The 22,213-nt window shown below is 55.2% G+C and carries 19 protein-coding genes; 12 read left to right on the forward strand and 7 right to left on the reverse strand.

From position 1 onward, the window contains the following. Positions 1 to 118 precede the first annotated feature (118 nt). The 7 genes from ACQUQM_RS10270 (at position 119) to ACQUQM_RS10300 (ending at position 7,016) form a co-directional block, all read left to right on the forward strand. Entirely contained in the window at positions 119 to 532 is a 414-nt protein-coding gene (locus tag ACQUQM_RS10270) for a thioesterase family protein (protein WP_432474397.1), read from the forward strand. A 130-nt stretch (positions 533 to 662) separates the two neighbouring features. Beyond that, a complete protein-coding gene (gene padE, locus ACQUQM_RS10275; protein ID WP_432474398.1) occupies positions 663 to 1,241 on the forward strand; it encodes an NADH-dependent phenylglyoxylate dehydrogenase subunit gamma in 579 nt (192 codons plus the stop codon). After that, the gene (gene padF / locus ACQUQM_RS10280; protein WP_432474399.1) at positions 1,241 to 1,561 is read left to right on the forward strand and encodes an NADH-dependent phenylglyoxylate dehydrogenase subunit delta; all 321 of its coding nucleotides are present in this window, start codon (positions 1,241 to 1,243) and stop codon (positions 1,559 to 1,561) included. The genes padE and padF overlap by 1 nt, the downstream gene beginning before the upstream one ends. A 3-nt stretch (positions 1,562 to 1,564) precedes the next feature. Then, on the forward strand, positions 1,565 to 2,818 hold the full coding sequence (gene padG / locus ACQUQM_RS10285) for an NADH-dependent phenylglyoxylate dehydrogenase subunit alpha (protein ID WP_432474400.1): 1,254 nt from the start codon (positions 1,565 to 1,567) through the stop codon (positions 2,816 to 2,818). Between the two features lie 14 nt (positions 2,819 to 2,832). After that, on the forward strand, positions 2,833 to 4,101 hold the full coding sequence (gene padH, locus ACQUQM_RS10290; RefSeq protein WP_432474401.1) for an NADH-dependent phenylglyoxylate dehydrogenase subunit epsilon: 1,269 nt from the start codon (positions 2,833 to 2,835) through the stop codon (positions 4,099 to 4,101). 32 nt (positions 4,102 to 4,133) lie between these two features. Beyond that, positions 4,134 to 5,489 carry an NADH-dependent phenylglyoxylate dehydrogenase subunit beta gene (gene padI / locus ACQUQM_RS10295; protein ID WP_432474403.1) on the forward strand — a complete coding sequence of 452 codons (1,356 nt, stop codon included), beginning with the start codon at positions 4,134 to 4,136 and terminating at the stop codon, positions 5,487 to 5,489. Between the two features lie 225 nt (positions 5,490 to 5,714). Next, a complete protein-coding gene (locus ACQUQM_RS10300; protein WP_432474817.1) occupies positions 5,715 to 7,016 on the forward strand; it encodes a phenylacetate--CoA ligase family protein in 1,302 nt (433 codons plus the stop codon). A gap of 425 nt (positions 7,017 to 7,441) precedes the next feature. Here ACQUQM_RS10300 and ACQUQM_RS10305 read toward each other — a convergent pair whose 3' ends face one another. The 3 genes from ACQUQM_RS10305 to ACQUQM_RS10315 all read right to left on the reverse strand — a co-directional run bounded on the left by ACQUQM_RS10305 (position 7,442) and on the right by ACQUQM_RS10315 (position 11,409). Continuing rightward, positions 7,442 to 8,239, reverse strand: coding sequence for an enoyl-CoA hydratase-related protein (locus ACQUQM_RS10305; RefSeq protein ID WP_432474404.1), 798 nt, complete (start codon positions 8,237 to 8,239; stop codon positions 7,442 to 7,444). A 25-nt stretch (positions 8,240 to 8,264) separates the two neighbouring features. Further along, complete coding sequence (locus ACQUQM_RS10310) at positions 8,265 to 9,116, reverse strand: 3-hydroxybutyryl-CoA dehydrogenase (protein ID WP_432474405.1); 852 nt, start codon at positions 9,114 to 9,116, stop codon at positions 8,265 to 8,267. Positions 9,117 to 9,315: 199 nt separating this feature from the next. Then, positions 9,316 to 11,409: a CoA-binding protein gene (locus ACQUQM_RS10315; RefSeq protein WP_432474406.1), complete on the reverse strand. Its 2,094-nt coding sequence runs from the start codon at positions 11,407 to 11,409 to the stop codon at positions 9,316 to 9,318. Positions 11,410 to 11,819: 410 nt separating this feature from the next. On the opposite strand from ACQUQM_RS10315, the gene ACQUQM_RS10320 reads away from it, so the two are divergent. From ACQUQM_RS10320 to ACQUQM_RS10330, 3 genes are all read left to right on the forward strand, one after another. Further along, positions 11,820 to 14,144 carry an aldehyde ferredoxin oxidoreductase C-terminal domain-containing protein gene (locus ACQUQM_RS10320; protein WP_432474407.1) on the forward strand — a complete coding sequence of 775 codons (2,325 nt, stop codon included), beginning with the start codon at positions 11,820 to 11,822 and terminating at the stop codon, positions 14,142 to 14,144. A gap of 90 nt (positions 14,145 to 14,234) precedes the next feature. Beyond that, positions 14,235 to 14,672, forward strand: coding sequence for a hemerythrin domain-containing protein (locus ACQUQM_RS10325; RefSeq protein ID WP_432474408.1), 438 nt, complete (start codon positions 14,235 to 14,237; stop codon positions 14,670 to 14,672). Between the two features lie 36 nt (positions 14,673 to 14,708). Then, a complete protein-coding gene (locus tag ACQUQM_RS10330) occupies positions 14,709 to 15,002 on the forward strand; it encodes a substrate-binding domain-containing protein (RefSeq protein WP_432474818.1) in 294 nt (97 codons plus the stop codon). 112 nt (positions 15,003 to 15,114) lie between these two features. Here the strand turns inward: ACQUQM_RS10330 and ACQUQM_RS10335 are convergent, their stop codons facing one another. From ACQUQM_RS10335 to ACQUQM_RS10350, 4 genes are all read right to left on the reverse strand, one after another. Then, a complete protein-coding gene (locus tag ACQUQM_RS10335) occupies positions 15,115 to 16,047 on the reverse strand; it encodes a helix-turn-helix transcriptional regulator (RefSeq protein ID WP_432474409.1) in 933 nt (310 codons plus the stop codon). 143 nt (positions 16,048 to 16,190) lie between these two features. Further along, positions 16,191 to 17,396: a 3-oxoadipyl-CoA thiolase gene (gene pcaF / locus ACQUQM_RS10340; RefSeq protein ID WP_432474410.1), complete on the reverse strand. Its 1,206-nt coding sequence runs from the start codon at positions 17,394 to 17,396 to the stop codon at positions 16,191 to 16,193. Between the two features lie 46 nt (positions 17,397 to 17,442). Then, positions 17,443 to 18,276, reverse strand: coding sequence for an alpha/beta fold hydrolase (locus ACQUQM_RS10345; protein ID WP_432474411.1), 834 nt, complete (start codon positions 18,274 to 18,276; stop codon positions 17,443 to 17,445). Positions 18,277 to 18,282: 6 nt separating this feature from the next. Further along, positions 18,283 to 19,482 carry an acyl-CoA dehydrogenase gene (locus tag ACQUQM_RS10350; protein WP_432474412.1) on the reverse strand — a complete coding sequence of 400 codons (1,200 nt, stop codon included), beginning with the start codon at positions 19,480 to 19,482 and terminating at the stop codon, positions 18,283 to 18,285. A 433-nt stretch (positions 19,483 to 19,915) separates the two neighbouring features. On the opposite strand from ACQUQM_RS10350, the gene had reads away from it, so the two are divergent. Both had and oah read left to right on the forward strand, forming a co-directional pair. Continuing rightward, positions 19,916 to 20,980, forward strand: a complete 1,065-nt coding sequence (had, locus tag ACQUQM_RS10355; RefSeq protein WP_432474413.1) for a 6-hydroxycyclohex-1-ene-1-carbonyl-CoA dehydrogenase — start codon at positions 19,916 to 19,918, stop codon at positions 20,978 to 20,980. A gap of 10 nt (positions 20,981 to 20,990) precedes the next feature. Next, positions 20,991 to 22,121 (forward strand): 6-oxocyclohex-1-ene-1-carbonyl-CoA hydratase, encoded by a 1,131-nt coding sequence (gene oah, locus ACQUQM_RS10360; protein WP_432474414.1) that lies wholly within the window; start codon positions 20,991 to 20,993, stop codon positions 22,119 to 22,121. Positions 22,122 to 22,213 lie beyond the last annotated feature (92 nt).

Consider the following 22,213-nt stretch of genomic DNA (forward strand, 5'->3'; position numbering starts at 1 on the left):
TATAAAACACAGATTGGATATATCTGATATTAAGACATGCACTATATTGCATAGCAAGTTTTATTTATCCTCTCTCGAGCAACACGGCAAACCCAACAATAATAATGAGGGAAGCACTGTGAAAAACAGCCTTAACGTCGGCGCCACTTCAACCTGCCGAATCGACATCGACCGCGACCGTACCATTGAATTTATGGGTGACGAGTGTCGCGTCTACTCCACCCCCAACCTGCTTTATGATATCGAGATGACTTGCCGCAACCTGCTACTGGAGTATTCCGATGCAGGCGAAGATTCTGTTGGAACGCGCATAGAGCTGGATCACATCGGCGCGACGCTGGAAGGGATGTGGGTCGATATCCAGGTCACCGTCAACGAAGCCAAAGGTCGAGCTGTCAGTTTCGACGTCCTGGTCACCGACCCGTTAGAGAAAGTAGCGATGGGCAAACACAGTCGCTTCGTCGTCGATCTCGAACAGACCGCCGGCCGCCTCAAGGCCAAATCGACCAAGGTCGCGTCGCTGCCCAAATAAAGCAGCTAGCGATCGGTCGCTATGATGGGAGCGCTAGATACAGGCAACTTAGCAATAAGCTACTCGCCCCGCTCCCACATCGATTAATACGGTGCCACGAGAACAAAGCCATAAAAAAGGTACGTATGCTATGCATGAACTTCGAATTCACGGTCGCGGCGGACAGGGCGCTGTTTTGGCTTCCAAGATCCTGGCCAAGGCTCTGGTGGAAGAGGGTAAGTTTGTCACGGCGATCCCCGCCTTTGGTTTTGAGCGACGAGGCGCTCCGGTCGCGGCGTTCATCCGTTTCGATGACCAGGAGATCCGCCGGATCAATAATATCTACGCGCCAAACTCGGTGTTGAGCATTGACTCCTCGGTGATCCGTTCGATCAATGCCTTTGAGGGATTACAACCTGGTGGAACCTGGGTCCATACCACCAAAGAAGCCAAAGAGCAGCTAACCCTACCCGAAGACCTCAGCACACTGGGGCTCTGCGATGCCGTCACTATTGCGATGGAGATCTTTAGACGTCCGATCACCAATACCATTATGCTCGGCGCCTTCGCCAAAACCACGGGCGCGGTATCACTCGAATCACTAAAAAAAGGGTTAGAAACCGCCAACTTCAGAGATGCCGGGTTGCAACAAAATATGTTGGCAATAGAGCGCGGTTACCACGAAACCCAGGTCTACCATTTACAGCAGCATCTTGTGGAGGCCATCTGATGACAACATCCACCAAAAACCCGACTCCCAACCTCATTCCTCATAAGGTTGTTTATCCGGAGAAGGTACCCGACAACCTCTGTCCGGTCGCCAGCGAGTGCGCCACGATGTTGCCCGGTGATTGGCGCGCAGAACGCCCAGTCGTTGATAGGGAGAAGTGCGTCAAATGCGCCACCTGCTGGATCTACTGCCCGGTGCAATGCATCGTCGAAAAACCGGCCTGGTTCGATATCGACCTGGACATCTGCAAAGGCTGCGGCATCTGTGCTCACGAATGCCCACATCGGGCCATCACCATGATCGAAGAGGTTGGGAGATAATTCATGACCGCAATAGAAATAGCAATCACTCCCGATATTGACGATAGCCGCTATCAGTCCAAAACACTGGTCTGCGATGGCAACGAAGCGGCGGCCTGGGGAGTAGCCCTGGCGCGTCCAGATGTGATGGCGATCTACCCCATCACCCCGCAGTCATCACTGGTCGAGTACCTTTCCCAGTTTGTCGCCGAAGGCATTATCGATGCCGAGTTGATGAACGTCGAGGGCGAACACAGTGTGATGTCCGCACTCCAGGGTGCCGCCCTGGCGGGTGCTCGCACCTATACCGCCACCTGCGGCCCAGGCCTGGCTTTTATGTTCGAACCCTACATCAGGACCCCCGGCCTGCGTTTACCGATGGTCGCCAGCCTGGTCACCCGCGATACCCTAACCCCGCAATGTGTCTGGGGTGGTCATCAGGACGCAATGCTGGTTAAAGAAGCCGGCTGGATCCAGATGTATTGCGAGACCGTACAGGAAGTCCTGGACACTACCACCATGGCCTTTCGGATCGGCGAACACCCCGACGTGATGCTACCGGTCAACGTCAACAGCGACGGTAACTATCTCTCCTACGGTGTCACCGGTATTCAACTGCCCGCTGCACCGCTGGTCGATGCATTTATGGGCGAAAAAAATGTTAACTGGCATGCCGCCCTCGATCCTGAGCGGCCGATGGCGATCGATCCCCTTACCGGCGGTGCCGGAGGCCCGGGACCATCGATGTTCGCCAACTACCGCAAGAGCCAGTGCGACGGCATGCAGAACGCGTTGCGAGTCATCGAAGAGACACACAAGGATTGGGGCGACCGCATCGGTCGCTACTACTCACCCCTGGTGGAAGAATATCGACTCGACGATGCCGATTATGCACTGGTTACTATCGGCAGCATGACCGGAGCTGCCAAAGATGCGGTCGACCTGGCCCGTGATCGAGGTGAAGCGGTAGGCATCATCAAGATAAAAACCTTCCGCCCATTCCCGGTTGAAGCGATCAACCGAGCCCTGAGCAAGGTCAAGGCGATCGGCGTGGTCGATCGCTCGGTTAACTTTGGTTGGAACTGCGGACCGGTCTATCAAGAGACCCTCGCCGCAGCACAACGACTGCAACGCTTCCTGCCTTCGGCCAGTTTTATCGGCGGACTTGCGGGGTCGGATATCACCGTCGAGCACTTCTCTCAGGTGATCGAAGATACCGCCCAGCTACTTAAGGGTCATCATTATGACGAACCCATCTGGATCAACCGCAACGACTAATTCAAGGAGAGACCATGCTACACAGTAAATACTTGATTATCGGCAGCTCTCACGCAGCGCTCGAAGCGGTAGCCGCGATCCGAATGCAGGATCCTGATGGTAGCCTGACACTGATCACGCGTGATGATCACCTGCCCTATTCGCCAACGGTGCTGCCTTATGTCGTCTCCGGTCGATCCCACCCAGACGATATCAGTCTTAAGGATCAGGCCTACTTCGACCTGCATGCAATCAACTTTATTCCCGGTCGCAGGGTCGAAAAGATAGAACCCGATAACCGCTGCGTGATGCTCGATAACGGTCAGCAGTGGCAATACGATAAACTACTGCTGGCAACGGGCGCCAGCCCGCTGATCCCGCCGGTGCCAGGCCTCGATCAAACCGAGTTTTTAGTACTGCGCACGCTAGACGATGCCATCGCCCTGCGCCAAGCCTCCAAACAGGCTAAAAAAGCGATCGTACTGGGCGCCGGTCTGGTCGGTATGCACGGTGCTGAGAATCTGGCCGAAGCCGGTCTGGAGGTTACCCTGGTCGAGATGCAAACCCAGGTGTTGCCGGGCTACTTCGATCCGCAGGCAGCCGGTTTGATCGAGTCGGCATTCAGCCAACACGGCGTGACGATGAAGATGGGTCACCGGGCAGTTCGAATTGAGCAACAGGATAACAGCGTTCAAGTTGAACTCGAAAACGGTGAGACCCTGGAGGCCGATCTGCTGCTGGTTAGCACCGGCGTCAAACCGGTCACCGATTACTGCGCTGGCAGTGGCATCGAGACCGACCAGGGAATTCTGGTGGACGACCATATGGCCACCAGTCAAACCGATATCTGGGCCGCCGGGGATGTCACCCAGGCAGGCGATTTTTACAGCGACGCCCAGGTTGTCACCGGTATCCTGCCCGATGCGGTCGAGCAGGGCCGGATCGCGGGTATGGCGATGAGCGATGACCCTTGCCTCAAATCCTACAGCGGAGGCATACCGATCAACACCTACACCTTTTACGGTCAACAAGCGATCTCCGTCGGAGTCAGCGACGTCTCCACCGGTACCCTTGCAGGCTGTAGCGAGGTCGAATTGAGTGTCGATACTGACAATGGTTTTTTCCAGAAAATCATCTTCAAAGATAATCAACTACAGGGGATATCCGGCATTAATGCGGCCCTGGACCCCGGCATCATGTGGCAACTGATTCTGCGCCGCATCGACCTTGCCGAGGACAAAGCGGATTTCGTGGCTAAGCCACTGGAAACCGGCCGCCGACTCATGTCCAGAGCCTGGCGCTAACGCCGTCGACTACCCCTGAAGGAGATACCAAAGTGGCTTTAGGTTACAACACGATCACATTCAATCCGGATAAGTGCGACGGCTGCGGCGACTGCATGCGCGCCTGCTCACAAACCAAAGCCGGTTCTGACGACCCGGTTCATTCACGGATTCAAATTCTCGCCAACAACGAGACACAATCCACTGCAGAGCAACAGAGCTCAATTGAGCTGGCGATGTGCCGCCAATGCGGCGATCCTAAGTGCGTATCGAGCTGCCCCGCCGCCGCACTGAGCAAAGACCTGAACAGCGGTACCATCGATTGGGATTCATCCAGATGCGTCAACTGCCTGCTCTGCACCGTCGGTTGTGCCTTCGGTGGTATTACCTATAACGCCGAAGTCGGTCATGTCACCAAGTGCGACACCTGCGACGGCAACCCCGCTTGCGTCAAGGTCTGCCCCCACGGGGCCTTGGAGTACAACACCTCCGGTAGTGTCTACAGTCGCATTGGCGACAAAGAGGACCTGTTTGTACCGGGTCTGTCAGCCTGCCAGGGCTGTAACTCGGAACTGCTTATTCGCCATACCCTGCGCAACGTCGGCTCCAATGTCGTGGTCGCCACCCCTCCCGGCTGTATTCCCGGAATGGGCACGGTCGGCTACAACGGCAAGACCGGCACCAAGGTTCCGGTTTTCCATCCACTGCTGACCAATACCGCATCGATGTTGGCGGGGATTAAAAAGCAGTACAACCGCCTCGGCCGGGACGTTACCATGTTAGCCCTGGCTGGCGACGGCGGCGTCGGCGACGTCGGCTTCCAATCCCTCTCGGGAGCGGCGGAGCGTAACGAACAACAACTGTTTATGTGTGTCGATAACGAAGGCTACATGAACACCGGCATGCAGAGTTCTGGCAGCACCCCGGCCGGTTCCTGGACCTCGACCACCCCGGTGGGCAAGGAGATGCAAGGCAAGCGCACCGATGCCAAGAACATGGCCAAGATCATGATGATGCATAACTGCGAATACGTCGCCACCGCATCGCTGTCCTTTATGGACGACTATTACGACAAACTCGACAAGGCACTGGCCGCCTCGAAACGCGGTTTCGCCTATCTGCATGTTTACGCCCCCTGCCCCACTGGCTGGCGTTTTCCGGCAGCAGAAACCATCGAAGTCTGTCGCAAACAGGTCGAGAGTAACTTCGTCACGCTGTGGGAGTTCACCCCTGATCAGGGGCTACAATTCACCCGCAGCGTCGACAAACCCGCACCCTTAGCCGACTACTTGAAACAGATCGGTAAATACCGTCACCTGAACCAGGATCAGATCGATCACCTTCAGCGCCGGGTCGATAATCAGGTCAAAAGCCTGAAAGCGTTCGAGCAAACCAGCGCAGTATCCTGACTGCGCAACGATAATTACGAGACGGCTGAAGACTCAGCGTTACGACATAAGACGTATCAACAATAAGGACACGGATTACTGGCATCGCCCAATAACCTTAAAAAATGGATGGCGATAGCGGTCAATTAACTCTTCAATAAAAATAACAGGGAGACGACCCCAATGAGCGTCAGCAACAGTACAGCGGCACTAGATATCGCCAGCGATAGTAGTAGCGAGCGTTATATGTACCAACCGGAGATAGAAACCCTTCCCCGAGAACAACTGGCGGAATTACAGTTGGATCGGTTGAAGAAGACCTTGCATCACGCCTATAACAATGTCCCCCATTTCAAACAGAGTTTTGACAAAGCAGGGGTCTCTCCCGACGACCTGGAAACCTTAGCCGACCTGGCTAAGTTCCCTTTCACTGTCAAGACTGACCTGCGGGATAATTACCCGTTTGGGATGTTTGCGGTGCCTAAGAATGAGGTTTCCCGCATTCACGCCTCCTCCGGCACCACCGGAAAGCCGACGGTCGTTGGTTACACCAAGGGCGATCTGGATCGCTGGGCTCAGCTGGTAGCCCGTTCAATCGCCTGCGCGGGAGGTCGTCCCGGCGACATGCTGCATAACGCCTATGGCTACGGACTGTTTACCGGCGGTTTGGGCGCCCACTACGGAGCAGAGAAGCTCGGTTGTACGGTAACGCCGATGTCGGGCGGCAATACCGAAAAACAGAACATCGTGATGAACGATTTTGGCGCCGAGATACTCTGCGCTACCCCCTCATTCGCGCTCAACCTGGCCGATAGTGCCGAGAAACAGGGTATCGACCTGCAGTCAGGACCATTGCGAACAGGTATCTTCGGTGCCGAACCCTGGAGTGATGCGATGCGGGCCGAACTGCAGCAACGCCTCAACATCAAGGCGGTCGACATCTACGGCCTGTCCGAGATCATGGGACCGGGAGTCGCCATTGAGTGCTGCGAAGAGCAGAGTGGACTGCACGGCTGGGAGGACCACTTCCTGTTCGAGATTATCGATCCAGGCACCCAGCAGCCGCTACCCATAGGCGAAGTTGGCGAACTGGTCATTACTACCCTGACCAAAGAAGCGCTGCCGATGATCCGTTATCGGACCCACGACATCACCCGACTCAGCCACGAGCCTTGCTCCTGCGGTCGCACCCATGTGCGGATTCTTCGTGTCACCGGACGCAACGACGATATGATGATCATCCGCGGAGTTAACGTCTACCCGTCGCAAATCGAGTCTGTCCTGGTGGGCTTCCCCAACGTTGCTCCGCATTATCAGCTGCTGATCCGTCGCGATGGCAACATGGATACGCTCGATGTCGATGTCGAGGCCGATCCCAGTGTTAACCCCGACCATTATCCAATGCTCGCCGCCGAGGTCCGGCATCACATCAAATCCTTTGTCGGTATCACCTGTAACATCTTCATCAAAGCGCCAGGGGAGATCCCCCGGTCTGAGGGGAAGGCGGTTCGGGTGAAAGACCTGCGCAAAAACAACCCAGCGCCTTAGCCTGGGAACACCTGCCGGTAGTCGCCTACACAAGCGTGACTACCGGTGATTATCCCGCACCCCGCTAATCATTACTTGCTTCAGCGTTTGATCCGCTTGGTTAACCAGCCCGGTGGACCCAGCGCCAACACCATACCCAGCAGCGAACAAGCGCCCCCGCCAGTTAAAACCAGTGAATCGACTCGCTCAGGAAGGTGACCGCCAAGGCTGCGCCAAATAGCGGCGTTAAGTTCACCGACAGCGATGGTGGCGCCGAGTAAGAAAGCGATTGAAACCGGAAGTGAAGCTTTTGCGATGTGACCGAAAGCCAGCGACTACGTCATAGAAGTCAAGCCTCTAGCCTTAATCCAAAAAAAGGGGCAACAACCGTTGCCCCCTTTTTATGATCACTTAGCGCTTATTTGATCGCCAGACTCTCAATCGAATTAACCAAAGTTTGGCTTGCGGCTCTCCAGGAACGCAGCCATCCCTTCGGTACGATCAGGCGTCGAAAAGCTCAGCCCGAACAGATCACTCTCCATGATGCAGGCGTTATCCAGATCCAGATCCTGGCCGCGCTGCACCAGCTCTTTGGTTAACTGAATCGCGGTACCGCTCTTCCCCGCAATCATCGATGCCAGCTTCAAGCCCTCATCCAACAGCTGCGGCTGCGGATAAACATGGTTAACCAGGCCGCGCTGCAGCGCTTCCTCTGCAGAGATGTTACGACCGGTGACCAGCAGCTCCATCGCCATTGCGGTACCGACCAGGCGCGTCAAACGCTGGGTACCGCCAAAGCCAGGGGTGACCCCCAGATTGACCTCGGGCTGACCAAACTTGGCATTATCGGACGCCAGAATAAAATCACAGCTCATCGCCAGCTCACAACCGCCGCCCAACGCATAACCGTTGACCAGTGCCACCACGGGGATACCCAGCGTCTCCAGACGGCGGAACAGATGCATGCCGTGCTCGGCAAACGCCTTACCCTCAAGCGGACTAAGGTTGCTCATGTGGGCGATATCTGCACCGGCGACAAAGGCTTTTTCACCACTGCCGGTGATCAGCAATACCCGCGCGCCCTTGTCAGCGATAACCGTCGAAACAGCTTCATTCATCTCTTCCAGTGTCTGGGCATTCAGTGCATTGAGCACTTTGGGCCGATTGATTGTCAGCAGGTAAACACCGTCGCGGACCTGTTCTAGTAAAATATTGCTGAAGGTTTCAGGATCTATCGTACTCATAGTTTACCCCCTTAACTGTATTGAATTAGCTATATTGAAAAAATCCACGCCCGGACTTACGCCCTAAGTACCCCGCATCGACCATCTGTTTTAGCAATGGACAGGGGCGGTATTTTGAATCACTGAAGCCATCATGCAGCACTTCCATGATACTCAGGCAGGTATCCAGGCCGATCAGGTCGGCCAGCGCCAGCGGCCCCATCGGGTGCCCCATGCCCAGTTTCATCACGGTGTCGATCTCCTCGGCACTGGCCAGGCCTTCGTACAGGGTGAACACCGCTTCGTTGATCATCGGCAGTAAAACGCGGTTGGCCACAAAGCCCGGTGCATCCTTGACATCGACCGGCACCTTACCCAACTGTTTGGCCATCCCGGTGACCCGGTCAAACACCTCATCGTCGGTCTGCAACGCTCGAATCACTTCGACCAATTTCATCATCGGTACCGGATTCATAAAGTGCATGCCGATCACCTTACCTGGCCGTTCGGTAACGGCCGCAATACGGGTGATGGAGATAGAGGAGGTGTTGGTTGCCAAAATCGCCAGCGGCTGGCAAATCCGGTCGAGGTCTTTAAAGATAGCCTGTTTGATCGCTTCGACTTCGGTGGCGGCTTCGATAGCCATATCCACCTGCGCCAACGATTCGGTTGAGGTGCTGGTTTCAATACGCCCCAGCGCACTGGCTACCTGCTCTGCTGTGATTTTTTCCTTAGCCTGCATACGCTTCAGGCTAGCCTTGATCGTCGCCATACCGCGATCAATCGCCTCCTGGCTTTGATCACACAAAGACACTTTGAGTCCCGCTACTGCACAAACCTGGGCTATACCGTTGCCCATTTGGCCTGCACCTACCACACCTACATGCTCAATAATCATTGCCGTCTCCACTGTTTTCAGAGTACATAAAACCCTGTAATACATACTTTTATGCCCTGCACAAAAACCAATACACGGCGTAGCCTGCGCACGCAAAAAACAACATAGCGAGGTAATTTGGCTACAAGTCTACGTCGATCAAACCTAAGGGCGCTGCGAACAATTCCCGGGAAATCAGGCCCTGTTCGCAGGCCTAAAATTAACTATCCAGGCCCTGAATCCGTTCCGAATATAACCGTGCCTGGGTATAACGGGCCAGCGCTTGCATCCCGCGCCCGCACGAGCGGAACACACAAACGCCCTGATCCATCAATTTTTCCGCCATCGGATCGTACAGCGTGCCGCCGTCAACAATACCGATGATCGGCTTATCCTGCTCGGCTACCAGTTTAGGCAGCAACTGCACAACGCTAACCTCATCCTTTAGATCAAAGCCGGCACGGCTACAGCGAACCAACGTCCGCATCATCGGCGACAACGGGTCCAACCCCACCACGACCGCATCGACATTGTCTGCCTCGGCAAAAGCCTGGGTGCACTGTACGTGAGCTTCGTCATCGGCTCCGGGGTTGATATCGATCGGGTTACGCACCTCCATCAACGCATCCAGCCGCTTGGCGATCAGAATATCCTCAAGCCGCTGCTGTGTTTCGGGTTTAATCGCTGCCATCTCAAGTGCGAAACGCCCGGCAACAATACTGTCAGCCATTCCGACCGTTTCAAATCCGGCACCGCTGACACCGGCAACCCGTGCCCCTTCAAGGGTTTTATCGTGCAGACAACTGGCGATATAAAACAGGTCGTCAAACTCGGTAAAATCAGCCGCAACCATCGCCCCCGCCTGCTCCAAAATTGTCTCACAGAGCGAATAATCACCAGCAATCGATGCCGTATGCCCCAACGCGGAGGCCTGCCCTGACGCGGTGCGCCCTGCTTTATAAACGACTACCTGCTTACCCTTGCGGACCGCTCGTCGAACGGCATCGGCAAAGGCCAACCCATCCAGATCGTTAAAGCCTTCGATATACACACCGATGGTATCGATGGCATCGTGATCGACATAGTAGTTGAGCATATCGCCGTGGCTGATATCGGACTGGTTGCCCAGCGCGGTCATATAGGCCGGATCAAGCCAGGGATTTTTGCTCAGCCGGGTCACCATAAAGGCACCACTCTGGCTGATCAGCGCCGAATGACGCTGCGCTTTCTTCTGCGGCTTAGGCAGCCGCTCTCGAGGAATAAACCAGGAATCGTACTGGCCAGGATGCGACACTACTCCGAGGCAGTTTCCCCCCAGGAACACCGGGCCTCCGTTCTCTTTCAGGTGCGCGGCATTGATACGCTGTTTCATCACCGCGGCAGCTGCCCGGCTTTTTTCGGTCTCACCCAGGCCGCCCGGCACCAGCATCACCGACTCGGCGATATCCAGATCGATAATTTGATCGACCAACTCAAACACCCCGTCGGCAGCGATCGCCACGACAAACAGATCCAGCCTGGACTCCAACGCCGCTAAACTTTCGACACAGCGAACCCCATCTATCTGTGACTCACCGGGGCGGATAATAGTCATCTTATCGGCGCTATAACCGCTACCGAGCAGGTTTTTAAGGATGATACGGCCAAAATTCATTTTGCTGGCCGAAACACCGATAATGCCGATGGACTCAGGATGGAGCAGTTTATCGATCTTTTTAATCGGTCGAGGAGCCAGTATCTTGATCGGCGGGGTAAAGCTGCAATGACCACCCATCGGTGTTAACTGGCCATCCATCGGAGCCAGCGGGCTCACCTCCAGCCGTTCGAGGATAAAAGGCGCTAGCGCATTATCGGGGGAGAAATGATTGGCGACCTCGATCATCACTGCAAACTGATCCATCAGCAACTGATCTGATACCGCACCGGCTAGCTGGGTGTAACACAGGCTCCGTTTAAATAAGGCAAAGAACTCGTCCACCGGGGTCAGCGCGGTAGAGGCATGGACGATAGCCTCCCCCTTAGCAAAGCGCTGGGTAAACTCCACTTGTGCAGCACCCTCCAGTCCGACACTCAGCACCATGCCAAACTCGCGTGTATAAGCGATATTCATCGACAGATTGTGATTCAAGGTCACCCCCGATGACGGTCCGACCGTTGCCAGCAGACCAAACCCCAACTCCGAAACCAGCTCAGAAAGCTCATTTTGACTGAGTGTATAACGCTGCTCAGAGGCCGCTTTTTGAAGCAGTAAAACGGTCTTTTGCAGGTCGATAGCGGTATTCGTTTTCGCTACTGCCGATGTTGTTTTTATCATTATTTATTTCCGTTAATTGGTCCGATATAAGGAGAAAGTCATTCCACCCTATCGAGAGCATGTAAAACGCAATATTGTTCATCAAACACATAGAAGAGCTCGAAAAATCACCGCGAATTTCCAAAAACAGTACAATTTATGATATATAGTGCATCAATCGAATTCGTCAGAGCAAACGGGTTTCATCTCTTTATTCCGGTAGACGGAACAAAACAGCCATTATGCGCAACCTTCCAAGCCGCCATCCAGCGCGCTAACCCGGTGATATAGAAGGTGAGTCGTGACCAGGGCGCGACAATAGCCAAGACCCTAGTTTGATTTCAAATAGTTTGATATCAAACTAATTGTTGATATAGTCAAATTACATAACAACGCACGGTTGAATTAAAGAGCGAGGTTCAGAGACTGCCATGGATATCAGACAACGGGTTGAGCGACTACTAAGCCGCATGCACGACACTCCCCAATACCCCACCCAGGGCAAAGTGCTGTTTGTCGACTTAGAAAACCGTAGTTCGCAAAGCAGCTACCTACCCAAGGATGTGGTATCTACTTTTCTGGCGGGGCGTGGCGGCAACATGTTCCTGCTGTATAACCTGCTACAAGAAGACAAAGATGCACTGGATCCAGAAGTGCCATTGATTTTCGGTACCGGCATCCTCACCAGCAACATGCCAGCAGGTACCCGCGGCAACGTCACCAGCCGTTCACCCGAGAGCCACGCGATCCTCGACAGCAACGCAGGCGACTACTTCCCCACTTTCCTCAAGCGCAACGGTTACGATCACCTGGTGCTGTTCGGCCGCAACCCGCAATGGACATTGTTAAACATCCAGCAAGATAAGCTCGAGTTCATCGACGCGACCCCCTACCTCGGCATGGACAATTTGGAGCTGACCGAGACCATCCAGCGCGATTTCGACTGCACCGAGCAAAAAGATATGGCGATGGCGCGGATCACCTCTGCAGGCGAAAACCAGGTTCTGTGCAGCGGCATAATGGGTGGTATCAAGGCGATCTGGGCTCGCGGTGGCGCCGGCGCCAAGATGGGATCGCTCAACCTCAAAGCGGTGATGATCCAGGGCAAGCTACCGACCTTTGAACTGTCCAAAGAGTTCAAGGTTCAAAACAAAGATATCGGTAAGAAGATCCTCAGCACCAGCGTGATCCAGAACGCGCTGAAAACGGTGGGGACGCCCTTCCTCTACAAGCCCAGCCGGGTACTCGGCGCGATGGGAACCAAGAACAACCAGGAAACGACCTGGCATGACACCCTCGACGCCGACAATTTCGACCCCTACCGTCCCGGCATGAGCCGCTGCTATCAATGCCCGGTTCGCTGCCGTGCCGACAATGACATGCTGCCCGGTGGCAAAGGCGGCTGGGGTGCCAGCGCACTGAGCGGTATTGCCGGCAATGCCAGCTACGACAAACAGCAGAGCGAACTCGACCATCACAAGCAGCGGACCTACAACGGTATCAAAGATGACGGTGTGTTCGATAAGTACGATAAGGGCGAAGGCCCCGAGTACATCATCGTCGGCAAATTCGGCCCCAATATCGGCATCAAAAGCCCCGAACAGGTACTGCGCCTGAACAATATTCTTAACGACCTGGCACTCGATGCCTCCAGCGCGGGTGCGTCCATCGCCTGGGCGATGGAGCTGTACCAGCGCGGCATTATCGATCAGAGCGACACCGGCGGCCTGGATCTGACCTGGGGTAACTACCCGGTGGTGGAACAGCTACTGTTTATGACCGTCAAGCGCGAAGGTTTCGGTAACGTTATCGCCGACTCGGCCAGAGCGGTCGAAAACGGTCACTACCCCGAAGCAGCCCTGCAGTATCGGATGGCGGTCAAAGGGCTGTTCCAGTCCGATCCACACGATTCACGGATACTCAAAGCGTTTGCGCTAGGACTGGCCGTCGCCACTCGCGGTATGGATCACCTGCGTAACCGCGTCACCCTGGAGATCAACGCCCGCATCAACGACGACGCCAAGTTCAAGACCGAACTTTACGGCGGCGTGGTAGCTCCTGAGCCCAACGGCTACCAAGGCAAGGAGTACGCGGTACGGCGCTGCGAGGATACCTACGCGGTCGGCGATTCGATCGGTATGTGCCGCTTCAATACCAAGCTGTTCAACTCGCCATCGCTACCCGATCTGACCGATTTCTCCGATCACCTGAACGAGATGACCGGGCTCGGTCTCGATGTAGAATCACTGTACGAGAGCGGTCGCAGCATCACCGGATTAGAGCGGATGCTCAATTTCCGCCTCGGCCTGCGCGGTAAAGATGACACCCTGCCACCGCGTTGGTTCGACGAGCCGATCAACGTCGGTCCGTTCAAGGGTGAGAAGATCGACCGCGACGAGTTCGAAGCAATGAAATCTCGCTTCTACAGCATCACCGGGCTCAACGCCGAGGGCACCCCTGCGCTGGACTGGCACCACAAGCTCTCCAGCCTGGCTACCGGTTATGCGATCAGGGTCAACCTGTCCGAGGCGATGCCCGGTGCACCGGAGCAAGCGCTGATCATCGACGAGCCGATCAACAACATCAGCCAACTGCGCCAGGCGCTACTGCGCAAACTGCCCGAGGCATCTGAGCAGTTGAGCAACGACACCATCAACATCGCCATCGACGGCGACATGGTGCTGTCGGGCGAACAAACGACGCCGGTTCCCAACGGTAGTGAAGTGACCCTGGTGCCGATCATCGGCGGCGGCTGATAGTCATAACAGTGCTTGAACCGAGCTGTCACAGGCCGGTTCAAGCACCATTCAGCATCGGTTTATCTATTTCATTTTTGAGGACACACCATGAGTAGCATTGTAGATTTTATGACTCAGAAGCATCGTGACTGCGATGACGCCTTTGCCGCCACCGAAGAGGCGGTATCCCTATCCGAGTGGCAGACAGCCGAACAACAGTGGCAACATTTCAGTCAGGCATTAGAGCAGCACTTACAGATGGAAGAACTGGTGCTGTTTCCAGAGTTCGAACGGGTTACCGGCGACCAGAACGGCCCTGCCAGCATGATGCGGATGGAGCACCAGCAGATGCGTGCAGTGGTTCATCAAATGGCTTCGGCTCTGTCAGAACAACAGGATGAGGAGTTTCTGGGATTATCAGAAACGCTGATGGTACTGATGCAGCAACACAACATGAAAGAGGAACAGATGCTCTACCCGATGGCCGACCAGGCGATAGAGTCGGGTGATGCCATCATCGACTCGATGAAACAGATACACGCATAGCGAAACCAACGAGTCGATAACGAGCCGATTCAGGTTATCGCCGTCGGTACCGGCAAAGCGCTACAACTGGGACAGAACGATGATGTCGATCTGGTGATAGTACGCGCAACCCAGGCAGAGTATGAGTTTGTCGACCTGGGTTACGGCGTCGACCGCACCGGCATTATGTACAATGATTTCATTATCGTCGGTCCAGAGCTGGACCCCGCCGGGATTAAAAAAATATTGCCAGCGCCACGAAGGCACTCGACCGCATCGCGGCCTAGCAGGCACTCTTTGTCTACCATGGTAACGACTCGGGACGCAGACAAAGAGCTGACGCTGATATAAGAAGTCCGCTTTGATCTGATCGCGGCCACCGCAGCAGCTTACAGCCGGATAATATCTGAGGTCGGCTGTTCGATAATGCTGGGTGGTAACATTTTTAACTACACTCGCAACATCAAGAGCTGGCCTGTAACGGCTCAGCCGGGGTGCACTTTCTAATTATCTCCGCCGCGCATTCATCCACGCTGCGACCGGAGGTATCCAACAACGTATTCGCCTCGCGGTAATAAGGCTCACGTTCGGTAAGAATCAATTTCAGATCATCCATCGCCTTCTGGCTGGCAGCCATGGGTCGCAAATCGCCCTGCGCCATTACCCGGCTCATATGTTCTTCAGGCAGCGCCTTCACCCAAACGGTATAAAAATGATTCAGCACGTAGCCGTAGGTCTCTCTTTCAGATACCAGGCTGCCGCCTATTTCCAGCACCACCCGGTCGTAGTGCTCGCGGACATAATCGATGGCCTGCCTTTCTAGCTTACGGTAGGCTTTCTGGCCAAACAGTGTCAACAGCTCCTGCAGATCAAACCCTCCCAACTGCTCGATCACATCACTGAGTCGAACGAAGGGGATGCCGAGACCGTCTGCCAACAACTGGCCCAACGTGCTTTTGCCTGCACCACGCAAACCAATCAGAGCGATACCCTGAACCTGCATTTGGCCATCGATCTCTTTATTCGCCAAAAAAGTCTGCTGCAACAGCTCGTAGGCCTGCTGGTGCTGCTCCGGCGACAGACCGTCGAGTAGTTTTAACACTGGGTCTGGACTGTTATAGGCATGACTGCTGTAGGGCAAAATATCGTTCAGCCCGACATTCATCGCCTCGGCGATCCGCCACAATAACGACACCGACATGTTGGCCTTGCCGGTTTCCACCTGGGCCAGATAACGCTCAGATATGCCGGAGTGCTGCGACAACACCTTTCGGGTCATCCCTCTTTGTGCTCGCTGGCCCCTGACAAGCTTGGCAATCTGTTGCACATAAGCCGCCAGAGCTTCCTGGCTCTTTTGATTACTCTCTAACGGCAATGCTGATTCTCGCTGATCCATCTTCCCCTCCCTAATGCATAACTCGCTATAGTTTACTCATTGTCTTGAGAATGATCTATAGTTCCGTTTTTAATCTACTACTTTTTGCACCAGAGCTATCGACGAGAGGCTACGGCGGGTCCGCTAGCCTAGCCACCCTGCCGCTACAGCCGTTCGATGATCATCGCGATCCCTTGGCCAACGCCCACGCACATGGTACATAGTGCATAACGCCCGCCACTTCGTTGCAACTGATACAACGCAGTTGTGATTAACCGGGCGCCGCTCATCCCCAAAGGGTGACCTAAGGCGATAGCCCCGCCCAGCGGGTTAACCCTGGCATCATCATCAGCCAGGCCGAGATTACGCGTGACCGATAGTGCCTGGGCAGCAAAGGCTTCGTTGAGCTCAATCAAATCCATCTGATCCAACTCCAGCCCACTCATCGCCAGCACTTTGTGTACCGCCGGTACCGGACCAAATCCCATCACCCGGGGGTCGACACCGGCACTGGCACTGGCCACTACACGCGCACGAGGCGTCAGTTGATGCTGCTTAAGACCCGCCTCGGAGGCCAACAACAGTGCGCAGGCACCGTCATTCACGCCTGAGGCATTACCCGCCGTGACTGAGCCTGCGGCTGACACCACTCCCTTAAGTCTGGCCAGCGATTCCAGCGTGACCTGCGGGCGCAAATGTTCGTCATGCCCGACCACCACAGGGTCACCTTTACGCTGAGGGATGCTAACCGGCACGATCTCGTCGGCATACAACCCCGCCGTCTGCGCTCGACCTGCGCACTGCTGGCTACGCAAAGCAAACGCATCCTGGTCCTGCCGGGCGATGGAAAATTCGTTAGCCAGGTTTTCCGCCGTCTCCGGCATCGAGTCGACCCCGTAGAGCGACTTCATCAACGGATTGATAAAACGCCAGCCAATAGTGGTATCGTAGATCTCGGCTTGACGGGAATAAGCCCCCTGAGCTTTGGGCATCACAAACGGCGCACGCGACATCGACTCAACTCCGCCTGCGATCATCAGCTGCGCCTCACCGGCTTTGATCGATCGGGATGCCATCGATACCGCATCCATCCCCGAGCCGCAGAGCCGGTTAAGCGTCACTCCAGCTACAGTTATAGGCAGACCTGCCAGCAACCCCACCATCCGTCCAACATTACGATTATCCTCGCCCGCCTGATTAGCGCAGCCGTAGACCAGATCGTCCACCATCTGCCAGTCGACCTGCGGATTTCGCTGCATCAGCGCTTTAATCGGTATAGCTCCCAAGTCATCGGTACGTACCGATGCCAAACCTCCACCATAACGGCCAATCGGGGTTCGTATCGCATCACAGATATAGGCGTCTTGCATGACGTGCTCCTGATTCCCAGAACATCCTTATCATCGATTCATCGATTCATCGATGACAGGTTTGGATAAAATCAACCAGCGCTTGCTGGCTCAGTTTCGGTTGATCTCGAAACGGCGAATGACCGCATCGCTCAAGTAGAACAGTGGTGACCGGTCCGGATAGTTGAGACGCTATCGCCTGCAGTTGCCGTTCGGTACCGTATTGGTCGCCCCGCCCCTGTATCAACAGTGTGGGGACGGAGATCTGCGGTAGGTATTTTTCGATATTCCAATCGACGAACGCCGGCGCCAGCCAGGCATCATTCCAGCCCCAGAAGGCGCAGTCGACATTGTCGCCGTGGTAGTGTTTCAAGCGCTGGCGCAGATCGGTCCCGGTGTAGAGCACCCTGCTGTTAGCGATACTCTCCAGCGACAACGGTTCGACAAACACATGCGGGGCCATCAACACCAGGCCCCTGATCCGTGGATCAATAACGCCACCCGCATGGATCAGCGCAATCGAACCACCGTCGCTGTGCCCGACCAATACGGCATTACGTACCCCTGCCGCATCCAACAGAGCAGGCAATACCGCTAGTCCCTCATCGTGCATGTAGTTCAGAGATCTGGGTAGATCAGCCGGATCGGACGCACCATAGCCCGCGCGGCTATAGACCAGCACCCCACAACCACTAGCCCGGGCCACCCGTTCAGGAAAGTCCTGCCATAGCGCCACACAGCCCAACCCTTCGTGCAGAAATACCAGCGTCAGGGCATCTTCCGGTTTGGGCCCCAGCCATAAGTATTCCAACCGCTTTCCGTCGACCGGATAAAACCCGGTCGAGCGGTTCAGAGTTATGGATGCGGCGTCGATAGCCTCAACCGGGCGGACGGGACTCACGCGAGACTAGCCAGAAAACGCCTGCAAGCCGGTCTGCGCGCGCCCTAAGATCAGCGCGTGGACATCGTGGGTGCCTTCGTAGGTGTTGACCGCCTCGAGATTCATCACATGACGGATCACATGGAACTCGTCGGCGATACCGTTGCCGCCGTGCATATCACGCGCGACACGGGCGATATCCAACGACTTGCCACACGAATTACGCTTGATCAGCGAGATTAACTCGGGCGCACACAGGCCCTGGTCCATCAACCGGCCAGCCTGCAAACAGCCCTGTAATCCTAAGCTGATCTCGGTTTGCATATCGGCCAGCTTCTTCTGGATCAGCTGGGTGGCCGCCAAAGGCCGGCCAAACTGCTGACGATCCAGGGTATATTGACGTGCCGCCTGCCAGCAGAATTCCGCCGCTCCCAACGCGCCCCAGGCAATACCGTAGCGTGCTTTATTGAGACAACCAAAGGGTCCCGACAGACCCGAAGCATTAGGTAGCAGGTTTTCTTCGGGTACCGCCACGTCGTCCATCACGATCTCGCCGGTAATCGACGCCCGCAACGAAAATTTACCCTCGATCTTAGGTGCGCTCAGCCCCTTCATCCCCTTCTCCAGAATAAAGCCGCGAATCACGCCATCGAGCTTGGCCCAGACCACAAAAATATCGGCAATCGGCGAGTTGGTGATCCACATCTTGGTGCCTTTGAGCAGATAACCATCGTCGGTCTTGGTTGCACGGGTTTTCATACTGGCTGGATCCGACCCCGAATCGGGCTCGGTCAAGCCAAAGCAGCCGACCCATTCGCCGGTTGCAAGTTTCGGCAGATAACGATGTCGCTGCTCCTCAGAACCGTAGGTGTAGATAGGGTGCATCACCAGCGACGACTGCACGCTCATCGCCGAACGATAGCCGCTATCTACCCGCTCAACCTCGCGAGCGACCAAGCCATAACTGACGTAGTTCACATTAGAACAACCGTACTCTTCTGGAAGGGTGGGGCCGAGCAGCCCCAGCTCGCCCATCTCCTCGAGGATCTCTCGATCAAAGCGCTCGTTACGATTGGCCTCAAGAACTCTCGGCATCAGCCTTGACTGACAATACTCATAGGAAGCATCGCGAATCATTCGCTCATCTTCGGTGAGCTGAGCATCAAGCAGGAAGGGATCTTGCCAACTGAAAGCTGCTTTTTTGTTTAGCGTAGGTGTGGTGGTCATTGTTATTTTTCTCCTGCGACTTGATCCAATTGACACTCGCTCGAGGGAGCATCGATAAAAAGTAGAGGGTTAGAATCATAGTGCATGATCAAAATCAGCTCAACACAATAAGAACTATAGTTCACGACAGTATAAAAGCTGCTCTGTTATCAGAGCCCAACGCCGTTTCATCAACACCTCTCAAAACAACCAACTACAACAATACTTTCAATAGCTTAAATACATAAAACATAAAAATACTAAGTCGCACAAACTGTTCCGCCAGATGGAATGAGCAGTTATCAACAACTGCAACTACGTCAAAAACATGTTGACGCTTGCGTCAACATTGGAATAGCATGCACTAAAGTTCATACCGTTTAACACCACTAATAGCCGTATCTGGCTCAGTGACTAATAACCTTAATCCAGTATCAGCAAGAGGCATATTAAGATGAGTACAGCCTACCGATGGGTGATGACCGAGGTCGGAAAGCCTTTTGAAAAAGTTCACTTTGAACTCGAGCCCCCCCCTCCTGGCGAAGTTTGCGTGGAAGTCGCCGGGTGCGGAGTCTGCCACACCGACCTGGGATTTCTTTACGACGGTGTCAAAACCAATAGCGAGCTGCCATTAGCACTCGGCCATGAGATCAGCGGTCGGGTTATCGCCGCTGGCACCGGCTGCGAAGCCTCACTCGGCAAAGCAGTAATCATTCCCGCCGTACTACCCTGCTACGAATGCGATCTATGCAACCGCGGCCTGCACAATATCTGTCGCAGCCAGAAGATGCCCGGTAACGATATTCAAGGCGGCTTCGCCAGCCACATTACCGTACCCGGTCACTGCCTATGCGATGTTGACGAAGCCAAATTAGACGCCGCCGGACTGGAGCTGGCCGATGTATCGGTCGTTGCCGACGCGGTCACGACTCCGTTCCAGGCCGCTGCCCAGATCGACATTCAACAGGGCGATCTGGCGATCGTCATTGGTGTTGGTGGTGTCGGTGGTTACGCGGTGCAGATCGCCAACGCAATGGGCGCTACGGTTATAGCCATCGACGTGGACACCGCCAAGCTGGAGAGCTATCGCGATTACGGCGCCGCGCTGACCCTCAATGCTACCGAATACGATACCCACTCGCTGAAAAAAGCGGTGCAAGCGTTCGTAAAAGAAAACAACCTGCGCGCTACCGAATGGAAGATCTTCGAGTGCTCCGGTTCCGCCCCCGGCCAAGCCACCGCATATAGCCTGCTGACATTCGGCGCCACCATCGCCGTGGTTGGTTTCACGATGGCCAAACAGGAGTTCCGCCTGTCTAACCTGATGGCGTTCCACGCCAAGGCACAAGGCAACTGGGGCTGCGCACCGACCTATTACCCCGCCACGCTGCAGATGGTGCTTGATGGCAAGATCGCCATGAAGCCCTTTACCCAGCAATACCCGATGAACGACATCAACCAAATTTTCGCCGACGCGCACGCTCATAAGCTGACCGCTCGTGCCATTCTTGTACCTTGAGGGAAGAACAATGAAAGCAAGCACCAACACTATCGTCCAGGAAACCGCACCCAAGCAACTCAACGATCACAATCTGGTACCCGAGCAGATCGTGCCCGGCGTGCTGTTTGAAAAACGCCCGGCCAAGCGACGCGATGGCAGCATCGCCGAAGGGCTCTACAACGCCTGGATCACGCTGGACAACCCGAAGCAGTTCAACTCCTACACCACCGATATGACCAAGGGGCTGATCCTGGCCTTCCGCACCGCGTCTAACGCGCGCGACGTCAACGCGGTTGTCTTCACCGCAGTAGGCGACAAAGCCTTCTGTACCGGTGGCAACACCAAAGAGTACGCCGAGTACTACGCCGGCAACCCGCAAGAGTACCGCCAATACCTGCGCCTGTTTAACGACATGGTATCGGCCATTCTTGGTTGTGATAAGCCGGTCATTTGCCGCGTCAACGGCATGCGCATCGGCGGTGGCCAGGAGATCGGCATGGCGGCGGACTTTACCGTGGCGCAGGATCTGGCCAACTTCGGTCAAGCCGGTCCTAAACACGGCTCGGCTGCTATTGGCGGTGCTACCGACTTCCTACCGGTGATGATCGGCTGCGAGCAAGCGCTGGTATCCGGCACCCTGTGCGAACCGTTCTCGGCGCACAAAGCCAACCGCCTGGGCATCTGCTGCGAAATCGTTCCGGCATTGAAAGTCGACGGCAAGTTTATCCCCAACCCCACCGTCGTGACTGATACTTATCTGGATGAGTTCGGACGCATAGTACACGGCGATTTCAAAACCGGCGACGCACTCAAAGCCGGTAAAGATCTGATCAAGAAGGGAGAGGTCGATCTATCGCTGCTCGATGAGCGTGTCGAAGCATTGGCCAGCAAACTGCTGGAGACCTTCCCCGAGTGTATAACTAAGTCGCTGGAAGAGCTGCGTAAGCCCAAGCTCAACGCCTGGAATGCCAACAAAGAAAACAGCCGCGCCTGGTTGGCGCTGAATATGATGAACGAAGCCCGCACTGGTTTCCGCGCCTTCAACGAAGGCAACCGTGAAATCGGCCGCGAGATCGATTTTGTCGCGCTACGCCAAGCGTTAGCCCAAGGCGCGCCCTGGACGCCGGAGCTGATCGAAGACCTGATCCCTAAAGCCTAAAGATCAATACTCCATCCGTCGGCCCTTTCCATTAGGGCCGACATTTTCATGTTGGCGATATGCGGCTATTAGCTGGAGGCATTATGCAAGCG

The sequence above is a fragment of the Amphritea sp. HPY genome (assembly GCF_050870985.1).
Taxonomy (GTDB): domain Bacteria; phylum Pseudomonadota; class Gammaproteobacteria; order Pseudomonadales; family Balneatricaceae; genus Amphritea.